Source organism: uncultured Jannaschia sp. (genome assembly GCF_947494025.1).
Lineage (GTDB): Bacteria > Pseudomonadota > Alphaproteobacteria > Rhodobacterales > Rhodobacteraceae > Jannaschia.
Genome location: NZ_CANLTQ010000051.1, coordinates 1 through 9186 on the forward strand (window position 1 = coordinate 1; position 9186 = coordinate 9186).

General features: G+C 62.0%; 10 protein-coding genes and 1 pseudogene. 5 read left to right on the forward strand and 6 right to left on the reverse strand.

The window, feature by feature from the left end:
- A partial coding sequence (locus Q1B08_RS20245) for a class I SAM-dependent DNA methyltransferase (protein ID WP_299822871.1) occupies positions 1-2591 on the reverse strand: 2591 nt, incomplete at its 3' end.
- Positions 2592-2837: 246 nt separating this feature from the next.
- Here Q1B08_RS20245 and Q1B08_RS20250 point away from each other — a divergent pair.
- Positions 2838-3185 (forward strand): BrnA antitoxin family protein, encoded by a 348-nt coding sequence (locus Q1B08_RS20250; RefSeq protein WP_299822874.1) that lies wholly within the window; start codon positions 2838-2840, stop codon positions 3183-3185.
- Here the strand turns inward: Q1B08_RS20250 and Q1B08_RS20255 are convergent.
- Together Q1B08_RS20255 and Q1B08_RS20260 are read right to left on the reverse strand one after the other, a co-directional pair.
- On the reverse strand, positions 3148-3414 hold the full coding sequence (locus tag Q1B08_RS20255) for a type II toxin-antitoxin system RelE/ParE family toxin (RefSeq protein WP_299822876.1): 267 nt from the start codon (positions 3412-3414) through the stop codon (positions 3148-3150). The genes Q1B08_RS20250 and Q1B08_RS20255 overlap by 38 nt on opposite strands.
- A complete protein-coding gene (locus tag Q1B08_RS20260; protein ID WP_299822879.1) occupies positions 3398-3631 on the reverse strand; it encodes a DUF6290 family protein in 234 nt (77 codons plus the stop codon). Before Q1B08_RS20260 ends, Q1B08_RS20255 begins: the two co-directional genes overlap by 17 nt.
- 661 nt (positions 3632-4292) lie before the next feature.
- Between Q1B08_RS20260 and Q1B08_RS20265 the strand changes: the two genes are divergently transcribed.
- A complete protein-coding gene (locus tag Q1B08_RS20265) occupies positions 4293-5216 on the forward strand; it encodes a replication initiation protein (RefSeq protein ID WP_299822881.1) in 924 nt (307 codons plus the stop codon).
- Between the two features lie 69 nt (positions 5217-5285).
- On the opposite strand, the gene Q1B08_RS20270 is transcribed toward Q1B08_RS20265, so the two are convergent.
- Complete coding sequence (locus tag Q1B08_RS20270) at positions 5286-5480, reverse strand: hypothetical protein (RefSeq protein WP_299822884.1); 195 nt, start codon at positions 5478-5480, stop codon at positions 5286-5288.
- Positions 5481-5591: 111 nt separating this feature from the next.
- On the opposite strand from Q1B08_RS20270, the gene Q1B08_RS20275 reads away from it, so the two are divergent.
- From Q1B08_RS20275 to drt2, 3 genes are all read left to right on the forward strand, one after another.
- A complete protein-coding gene (locus Q1B08_RS20275) occupies positions 5592-5888 on the forward strand; it encodes a hypothetical protein (protein WP_299822887.1) in 297 nt (98 codons plus the stop codon).
- Positions 5885-6172 carry a type II toxin-antitoxin system RelE/ParE family toxin gene (locus tag Q1B08_RS20280; protein ID WP_299822891.1) on the forward strand — a complete coding sequence of 96 codons (288 nt, stop codon included), beginning with the start codon at positions 5885-5887 and terminating at the stop codon, positions 6170-6172. The genes Q1B08_RS20275 and Q1B08_RS20280 overlap by 4 nt, the downstream gene beginning before the upstream one ends.
- A gap of 330 nt (positions 6173-6502) precedes the next feature.
- Entirely contained in the window at positions 6503-7879 is a 1377-nt protein-coding gene (drt2, locus tag Q1B08_RS20285; RefSeq protein ID WP_299822893.1) for an antiviral reverse transcriptase Drt2, read from the forward strand.
- 408 nt (positions 7880-8287) lie between these two features.
- Here the strand turns inward: drt2 and Q1B08_RS20290 are convergent, their stop codons facing one another.
- Together Q1B08_RS20290 and Q1B08_RS20295 are read right to left on the reverse strand one after the other, a co-directional pair.
- Complete coding sequence (locus tag Q1B08_RS20290) at positions 8288-8737, reverse strand: hypothetical protein (protein ID WP_299822896.1); 450 nt, start codon at positions 8735-8737, stop codon at positions 8288-8290.
- 71 nt (positions 8738-8808) lie between these two features.
- A pseudogene (locus tag Q1B08_RS20295) lies at positions 8809-9186 on the reverse strand (class I SAM-dependent DNA methyltransferase); the annotation flags it as partial.

The window sequence follows — 9186 nt, forward strand, 5'->3', positions numbered from 1 at the left end:
TCCCGCGCCGCCGCCGCGACAGCCTGGGCGCGCGGATTGTCGGCGTAGTCGGCGGCGGAAATGTCGGGGGTCAGGCCCTCGGGGAAGGGGAATGTCTCGAAGGTGGTGGAGGGCGTGTAGCGGGGATCGTTCCCGACGCCGAGGAAGGTGCCCATGCGGAGCGCCCAGATCTCGTGGAAGCGGGAATGCAGGATGCCAAAGGTCGTGTCGTCATCGCGGGCGATGGCGATGAGCTGGTGGTCGGGGCAAGTCTCGCCGGTCAGCCAAGCGAAGAGGCGGTGCTTGGCAACCGTGGGCGTAACGATGAAGCGCGGCAGCGGCGCGAGTTTGGCCCACATGCCCTGACGCGGCTCGACGTGGCGCCACCAGAACCGGGCATAGGCTTCGCGCCGGTTTTTCGCGCGCACCGGCTGCACGTGCTTGGCCACATGCGTGAACGGGGCCTCATAAAGCGCGGCGTCGGCCTCGCCCATTTCCCAGCCGAAGTCGATGATCCACTTGCCCGCAGACCGGCGCGTCACGTCCATGCCGTTCATCCAGGGCCGCAGCACGTCCGCGTTCGGCTGCCCGTTCGGATTTCCGCGCAGCGCCAGCCATTCGCGCGCCAGCTCGCCCGGCACGTCGAAGGCTCCGCCCTTGGTGTCGCCCATGAAGGCCGCGCCGCGGTTCTCCGCGAGCCGGGCCGCCTGCGTCAGGTCCACCGACGCCGCACCGATCCGCTGCGCGGTCAGGTCGGTGTGAATCGCCGCGACCTCCGCGCCGTCCAAGCGCGGCGGCCGCGCCTCGCCACCGTCGAAGCAGACCAGTGAAACACGCACGGCCGCGCCGTCCACCACCCACGGCTCGTCGTCCCACGCTTCGAAGATGCGCCCGCCCTCAATCGCGGCCTTGAGCACCGCCCGGTTCGCGCCGCCTCGGATGGAGTTCGTGGAGACCAGCCCGACGCGCTCCACGCGGCCTGTCCGCAGCGCCTCGCCGGCCTTGGCGAACCAGTAGGCCACGAGGTCCGCCTCGGGCCGCACCGCGCCCCTGTAGGCCGCGAACAGGCGGTCCACGGCGCCGTCGCCCAGCTCGTCGCGCAGCCGTTTGCCGCCTAGGAACGGCGGGTTGCCGATGATCGCATCGGCCTCGGGCCATTCGGCGCGGGCGCCGTCCGCATCCAGCAGGGCGTCACGGCACTCGATGTTGGCAAGCGGCTTGAGGATCGGGTTCTGCGCGGCCTCGAAGCCGTTGCGACGCATCCACTGGATCTCGCCAATCCAGACCGAAACGCGCGCCAGCTCGGCGGCGAAGGGGTTGATCTCGATGCCGAGGACGCATTCAGGGCCGATCCGGGGAAAGCCGCGCGGCAGCCCCAGGGTTTCGCCTTCGAGGTTCACGCGATGCTCGATGTCCTTGATGGCGAGCAGGGCGAGGTAGAGGAAGTTTCCCGACCCACAGGCAGGGTCGAGAACCCGATAGGCCGCCAGACGCTCCAGGAAGGCCCTGTGGAGCCCTCCTGCCTCATTCAGCGCCTTGGTGCGGGCGGCGAGTTCCTTGCCCCGTAGCAGCCGCTTTGGCGTCTCCTGCGGGGCCTTGGCGAGCAGCTTCTCAATCCGGGTGCGCGTCCCGGCCCATTCCGCCAGCAGCGGCTCGACCACCACGGGGGTCACGATCTGCATAATCTTGTCGCGGTCGGTGTAGTGTGCGCCGAGCTGAGACCGCTTGGCGGGGTCCAGCCCGCGCTCAAACAGCGTGCCAAGGATCGAAGGGTCGATGTCCGACCAGTCGAGCTTCGCGGCCTCCAGCAGATCGGACACGTCCGTCCGGTCCAGCGTCAGGGTCGTGTCGTCGTCAAACAGGCCGCCGTTGAACCAGGCAACCTTCTCGAAGCCGATCCTGCCGCCTGCGCGCATCGCGCCGAACAGTTCGCGGGCGAGGCCCTCGAACTCGGCAGGCTGCGCCTGGCAATGCTCCAGCATCCGCCGGAACATGTGGTTGGGCAGCAGGCGCACGTCCTCGGCGAACATGCAGAACACCAGCCGGTTGACGAAATGCGCGACGGTCTGGGCGTCGTGCCCACGCTCGCGGAGCCGCTGGGCCAAGGCCGCGAACTTCCCCGCTGCCTGCTCGGTGAGGAGCTGGCGGGTCTTCTTCGGCCGCAGCAGCTTCGGTTCCAAGAAGGCCGACCGCAGCAGGTCGCGGGTCGCGCCGTCCGCCAGGTCCTCGAGGCCGAACGCGTGAACCTTCTGGACGGTGTTGGTCCAGTTCGTGTGGATGTGGAACCGCGTCATGTCCGACACGATCAGCAGCGGCGGGTTCTCCAGCGCGACGGCGTATTGCTGGAGCTGGGCGAAGGCGCGATCGAGGTCCTTCTTCGGTCCCTTGTATTCCCAAGCGAAGCACTCGCGCCGCCAGACATCGGCCCAGCCCTCGCCGCCGGCTGTCTTACTCGCGCCCTTCTCGAACGCGAACCACTCCCCCTTGGGGTCGGCCGAGATCGGATCGGGCACGTCGAGGAGCGCGCAGAGGTCGTTGAAGTGAGACTGCGAGGCGGAGCGTTCCTTCTGCTCCACGCCCCGCCATTTGGCGATGAAGTCGTGCGGCTTCACAACGTCACCGGCCGCGCCGCCGGAGGTCTAATTTCAAATGTTCTACATTTGAATATATCCTGCCACGTCCTTCTCATCGTTACTCTCCGCACGTGTCGCACTGTGGCACCTGACCCTGCCGGACCCCACGTGACCAGCACGCATTTCAGATGCAGTTATGAAAAGGTAGCTACTTTTTGTACCTACAAGTGCGTAGTTATTCTGTAGGCATAGCGAAAACCCGAACTGCATGGAGCGAGGACAAGGATGGTAAGGCGCACGCTCGATGATCTTCTGGGCCGCACGAAGTCGCAGCAGAAGGAGCCCGTCGCGCCGGCGGCAGTGCCCGCTGCTCCGGCTCCGGCTCCCGAGGAGCCAGCCGATACCGGCGACAGCCCCAAGCTGACGGAAGCGCAGGCCGCCGAGACGGCGCAGGAAGAGTTCTACCGGCCCATCAAGCGGCAGATCACGGTGCGGATCGACGCGGACGTACTTGCCTGGCTCAAGTCGCAGGGGAAGGGCTACCAATCGCGCATGAACGCCATCCTGCGGGAGGCGATGCTGAACGCGAAGGCAGCTACTCCCGGTAAACCTCGCGGCGGTGGCCGATCCTGACGACCAGGACGCGGACCAACTCGTCCTCGATGCTGGCGACGATCCGGTAGTCGCCGACGCGGTAGCGCCAGAGGTTGCCCGTGCCTTTCAGCGCCGACCCGAGCTGCCGGGGATCGTCCATCGGCTCCAGCCGCTCGCGCAGGAACGCCGTGATGCGCTTGGCTTCGATCCGGTCGATCTTCGAGAGCTGCTTCTTGGCCGTGTCCGACAGGTCAATCCGCCAAGCCAAGCTCGCGCTCCACGTCGTCCAGTGTGTGAACCTGCTCCTGCCCGCTGCGGATGCGCGCGATCACCTGCTCGGCCAAGTACACGTCCTCCAAATCGTCCAGATGCTCCTCGATGGCCTCGCGGATGTAGTAAGTCGCGGTTCTGCCGGTGCGCGAGGAGAGCGCTTTGAGGCGGGCGTAAGTCTCGTCGGGAAGCCGGACGGCAGCCTGCTTGGTCATCTTCGATCTCCTGTCGGTATGCGTGTATACCGTATCGAGAGTGAAGGCGAGCTTTCCTTGCGAGCGGGGGTCGGTTCGCTGCCGTATTCGGGCGGATCCGCAACTTCACGCCAATAACTACTTTTCCGCCTTACAAATAAGGAGTTCGAGGACATGGGCAGGGCGTGAACATACACCCCCTATTTCTTGCCATCTTCACTTCAGCCTCAGAGCCAGGGTCTGACAGGGTTCGGAACTTGGCTGACGGATCACTGTCCTTGCCGCTTCGCATCGGATTTCTTCCCTGCATTTCGTCGGGTTCGGTTTGCGGAACGTTTGAGGTGGAGGGCTGACTTCACCACCAGCGTCGCCCCCGGACGCAGCGCCGATCAAAGGGCTGGCAAGTTCGGGGGGCGGGCGGCGTAGCCGCCTTCTCGTTTCAGAGTGTCCGGTGTCGAGTGTCGCGTGTCGCTTCGCTCCCTCGACACCGGACACTGACACTAGAGGACTAAAAATGTACGCGCCGGAGGGTAAAAGTGGACACGCCGGAGGGTAAAAGTGGACACGCCGGAGGGATAGAGTGGACACGCCGGAGGGATAGAGTGGACACGCCGGAGGGTAAAAGTGGCACTTGATAAATGGACAGACGCTAGCAATAGTGTCCACTATGAGGAATATCACCGTGCCATCCAGCGCCGTCGCGCTTCGATCCGAAAAGTCCCTGACCCCAGCAATGGTGGCGGCTGTCTGGGAGATCGCGGGTGCTCTTGATGATGCCCGCACTCCTGCCGAGGTGCCGAACTCGGTCTGGCTGGAAATCCCCACGGCCCGCCTGCGCGGCGAAGGCTCGCGGGCGGACAACGTCTGGCTCCGGGAATGCCTGGAACGCCTGACGGGCGTGAAGCTCTCGGGCGAGTATCGCGGCGATCCTTGGGGTGCCGTGGTGCTGGCGGAGTGGCACATCGAACAGGGCGGAAGCCTCGCCCGCCTCTTGATCCCGCCCGCAGGCGTCCATGCGCTGCGCAGCCCTGCCAACTTCACCAAGATCGAGGCCCATGCTGCTCATCGGCTGTCTGGCCATGCACGGCAGCTCTACGCGATCCTCTCGGATAAGAAGCGGCTGGGACGGCCGAGTTGGCGGTTCACGGTGGAGGAACTGCGCGCACTGATGGGCGTGGAGGCTCAGAAGTCCTATGACGTGTGGGCGCAGTTGAGAAAACGCGTTCTTGACCCGGCCCTTGAGGCGATCAACGACTACGGCACGGTCTCGGTGAAGATGACCCCGGAAAAGCTAGGCCGGGCCGTCCACGCCGTCCGCTTCGACTGGTCGTGGAAAGATCCCCATACGGCAGCCGATACCACTCGTGAGAACGAGCGACACAGCGGCACACGGCGGAAGTCGCAGGCGACGGACGACGCCCCGCCCATGATCGAGGACGGGCCGCAAGCGGAACCCGCGCTGACTTGGTGGGGCAGGCTGACCGATGCCGAGCGAGAAAGCTGGGCGGAGACGGTCGGACGCACGTTCGAGGCAGGCGGGAAGACTATTCCGCGCCGTGATGCCGACATCGCGCGGGCGGCATTCGAGCGCGTGCCAAGCAACTAGATCTCCCGAATACGCACATCGTTTTCAGCCGAAGTGGGTTGAAGATGGCAAGAAATAGGGGCGGGATCTTCATCCCCCTGCCACGCCGCTTAACTCCATGTTTTCAGGCTCCCAAGTCTGCTTCGATGTGAAGTTCGGGATCCGTCCTGGCGGACGGAAAATTGCCTCCCCTGCCTCGTGGCGGGCGATGTCGTCGGCGATTTGAAGGGGAACCTGGTTGCGGCTCGCACGCAGCGTCTCATCGAACCATTCGCCCATCGTCATGCCGGACTTCCGGGCCACCGTCTTGACCGCCTCGCAAATTTCGAGAGTCCTTGAGACCGGCTGTCGTCGCCTGTAGCGTGTCGCAATACATCTGCTTTTGGAGCCGTCCTCATGCCCGCCACCACCCCCGTCTCCCTGCGCCTCGACGGCGGCACCCGCGACCGGCTGGCGGCCGAGGCCGCGCGGCTTGACCGGCCCGCAGCACAAGTCGCCTCGCGCGCCATCCGAACTTGGCTCGACGCCCAGGACGAACTGCGCCGCCAGATCGACGATGCCGTGGAGGAGGCCGATCGGGGTGTCTTCGTCTCGTCGGATACCGTGGGGACTTGGATGGAGAGCTGGGGCACCGACCGCGAGACCCCCATGCCCGAACCGGACATCCATTCCACCGGTGATCCCGCCCCGTGAAGCTGGTCTACTTGCGCACGGCGCTGCGCGATCTCCTCTGGGTGCGTGCCTACTACGAGCGGGTGTTCCGCGAGGGCGCGGCGGGGGCTCGGCAGTCGGTGCGGCGGATGGAGACGCTGGTCATGGACAACCCGTTCGTCGGCCGCCCCACCCACCGTCCGGAGGTGAAAAAGCTCCTGATCACGCGGACCCCGTTCTTCGTCCTCTACCGACCCACGGCCGAACGGATCGAGATCCTGCGCGTGATCGACGGGCGCAGCCTCGACGGCATGGGCGACGAGTAAGAACCGGAGGTCGAGCTGGACGAGGCGAGACGTTCGGCAGCCTAAACTAAATGGAATCGAGAGTTCTCTTGATGTCTTGCACCGGAAATCACAGCACCCATCTTACATATGCCCCGGGGCATAGGACCCGGATGACCAGTGTTAAGGCCCGCAAGCGCTAATCGCGCCCACGGCTGTCGGGTTCGCGTGATTTCGGTCATGTCGCATCCTTCCAGGCACATCGTGGTTACTACATACCACGCTAGGTACTCTCGTACCGGAGGGCGTTTAGGCGTCCGTTGATGGGAGCTAGGTCAGATAGCCCGGGCATTTGAAGAACGGAATTCGTTTATGCCCGGGTTTCACCTACCATCTGAAGACGAGTTTGATCCATCTACTGATGATTTTGTTCTCCGCTCCATATCAAAAGAGCGGAACTATAAGCATTTCGACTTGCCTCTATCCGAAATTGAAAGAGATAGTCAGGTAGACTTTAGGTCTGAAAAGAAACCACATCGCTTTTGGCCGCTACTTGGCTTCACAGATCTTTCTCGGCGCTATGTAAGAGTAAAAGAAAAAGACGGTTCGTGGAAAAAGAACACCCACGGTAAGTTTGTTCGAGAAGAAATTGTGAAGCCGCGGCCTATTCGATATGCTGGACATGAAGATGCAGCATATCTGCAAGCTTACGCCATGCATCTCAATAGCTTCTATGAGCAGGCCTTAATTATTGACGGTAGCACATCGTCTGTATTAGCCTATCGTAAAGGTGGTGGCACAAATATTCATCATGCAAAATTGCTCTTTGACGAAATCACCAGCCGTGGAGACTGCACGGTCTTCGCGATGGATATTTCTGGGTTCTTCGACTGTCTTGATCATAAGATGCTTCGTGACGAAGTTGCAGGTTTGATTGGTGTCGAGCGTCTGGACGGGCACCACGGCCGGGTCTGGAAGAATATTACAAAATACTCATGGGTCGAGACCGATGATCTCGACAAGTTGCTTGGTCAAAAGCGGAACGGACATGGACGGGTCTGTTCACCGCAGGACTACACTGCGCATGTCCAGGGGCGAAAAGGCGGTCTAGTTCGAAAGCACGACCTCGACTACGGCATTCCTCAAGGGACACCCGTTTCAGGGCTTTACGCGAACATCTACCTCCGAACATTCGACCGCGAAATGATTGCTTTGTGTGCGCAGTACGGCGGATCCTACCGCCGATACTCTGATGACATCGCCGTTGTTCTTCCGTTTGGTGCGAAGGTCCAGCATGTAGTGGCTGTCGTCGAAAAGCTTCTCGCTGACCATCGTCTCGCGATGTCTGTAGCAAAGACGGAGACAGCGGCCTTCAAAGGCGGCTCGCTTGTCTCACCTAAGCCTATTCAGTATCTCGGCTTCACCTTCGATGGTCATCACACCCTTATTCGGCCATCATCTATCGACGCTTACCTTGGTAAGATGCGCAGTGGCATCCATGCAAAACTCATTGCAGCGAAGATGCAGAACATTCCATCGGCAAACGTCTATCAGCGTGAACTACGCAGCAGATACACGCACGCAGGCAAGCGACGGAATTTCATTCGGTATGCTCATAGATCCGCAGATATCATGGGAAGTGCAGAAATCAAGCGGCAGGTAAAGTCGCATCAGGCTTGGTTCGATAGAGCATGGAATGATGAAATCGAACGTGTGTATGGCGGTCTTGTCACGACTTCCGATAGATAAGAAATAAAGACGATAATAACAACGAAATCCATTGAGCTATATTTGCTGCAGATGTTTTAGAGCAACTCTAACCGAACCTCAAATTTACAGTGAGGCTGTATATAAGGAAGCGGATATGTCGCTTAAACCTGTTTATATTAAAGCCCCAAATAGCGGAGTAGAAGAGGATGGATGGTATGTCTCCGACTCCGATGGAAGGGTTATGGCAGGACCCTTCGATACCGAACAAGAAGCTTGGGATTGGATCGAGCCTCCAGCGCCTTCGGAACCCAATATGTAGCATCCTAGTACACCCGGACGCGACGGTGAGATGAGACGTCTTTACTGTCGCAGTAGCTCTGCTTTGGGCATTCCGATACACATCAGGCCGTCGGTCTAGAGCCATATGGTACGGATCGGACGGCTCGATCAGGTCGTCCTTCCGAAGCGCCACCAAGGTTGCGCTTTGGGCTTCTCGGACGACGTACGAATATCCGTCAAAAGGCGATCCGCATTATCAGCGCGTACGCGCCAAGCGGCGGCGTCCTCGCGGGCGTGGTCGGCCAGCTCCCGAAGGGCGTCGCGCTCGCCTTCGGCGCGGGCTGCGCGGACCTCGGCTTCGCTCAATCGCTGGAGAATGCTCTCTACCAATACGGATTGCTCCGGATTGCTCCCTGGTTCCGGCTGGATTTTTAGGTGTTTTTGCTTCTGGAGCTTTTGGAGCGGCCCGTAGACGCGCGTCAGCTCTGACGTCTCAATGACGCGCGCGCCATTGGGGCGGGTGGTGGTGGAAAGAAGCCCGGCCGCAAGGTCGCGGCGGATCGTGGTTCGCGCCTTTCCAGTCAGTCGATGCGCCTCCGAGATCGAGTGTAGAGCCATGATCTTCCCTCTAGTCTCGCTACATGAAGCAGTCCGGATTGCTCCATGTCCAGAACGGATGAGGGGCGGCGTTACGCGGATCGGGCCTGATTGAGCGCGAAGAGGCGGGCGAGGATCGCCTCGTCGTTCATGCCCGCCTGCCATTCGGCATCCCAGCCGTAGGCGGCGGCCACGGCGGCATCGAGGCGGGCGTGGAGGCCGGCGAGCCATGCGGGGCGGGTGTTGTAGAGGTTGGTGAGCGTGCGCTTCTTCAGCGTTGCTGCGGTCCCCTCGTCCTTCGGGATCAGGCGGTCGGGATAGCCTGCGACCACCTCGGGCACCCGATCCACTAGGTCGGACGGGTTCAGCCACGCCGCGCGCTTCTCATCCAATTCCCGCGCCGCCGCCGCGACAGCCTGGGCGCGCGGATTGTCGGCGTAGTCGGCGGCGGAAATGTCGGGGGTCAGGCC

Bases quoted from the DNA above. Each gene is read 5' to 3' on its own strand.
- Q1B08_RS20250 (WP_299822874.1), top strand. From the start codon at position 2,838: ATGGTAAGGCGCACGCTCGATGATCTTCTGGGCCGCACGAAGTCGCAG.
- drt2 (WP_299822893.1), top strand. From the start codon at position 6,503: ATGCCCGGGTTTCACCTACCATCTGAAGACGAGTTTGATCCATCTACT.
- Q1B08_RS20270 (WP_299822884.1), bottom strand. From the start codon at position 5,480: ATGACGATGGGCGAATGGTTCGATGAGACGCTGCGTGCGAGCCGCAAC.
- Q1B08_RS20275 (WP_299822887.1), top strand. From the start codon at position 5,592: ATGCCCGCCACCACCCCCGTCTCCCTGCGCCTCGACGGCGGCACCCGC.
- Q1B08_RS20290 (WP_299822896.1), bottom strand. From the start codon at position 8,737: ATGGCTCTACACTCGATCTCGGAGGCGCATCGACTGACTGGAAAGGCG.
- Q1B08_RS20260 (WP_299822879.1), bottom strand. From the start codon at position 3,631: ATGACCAAGCAGGCTGCCGTCCGGCTTCCCGACGAGACTTACGCCCGC.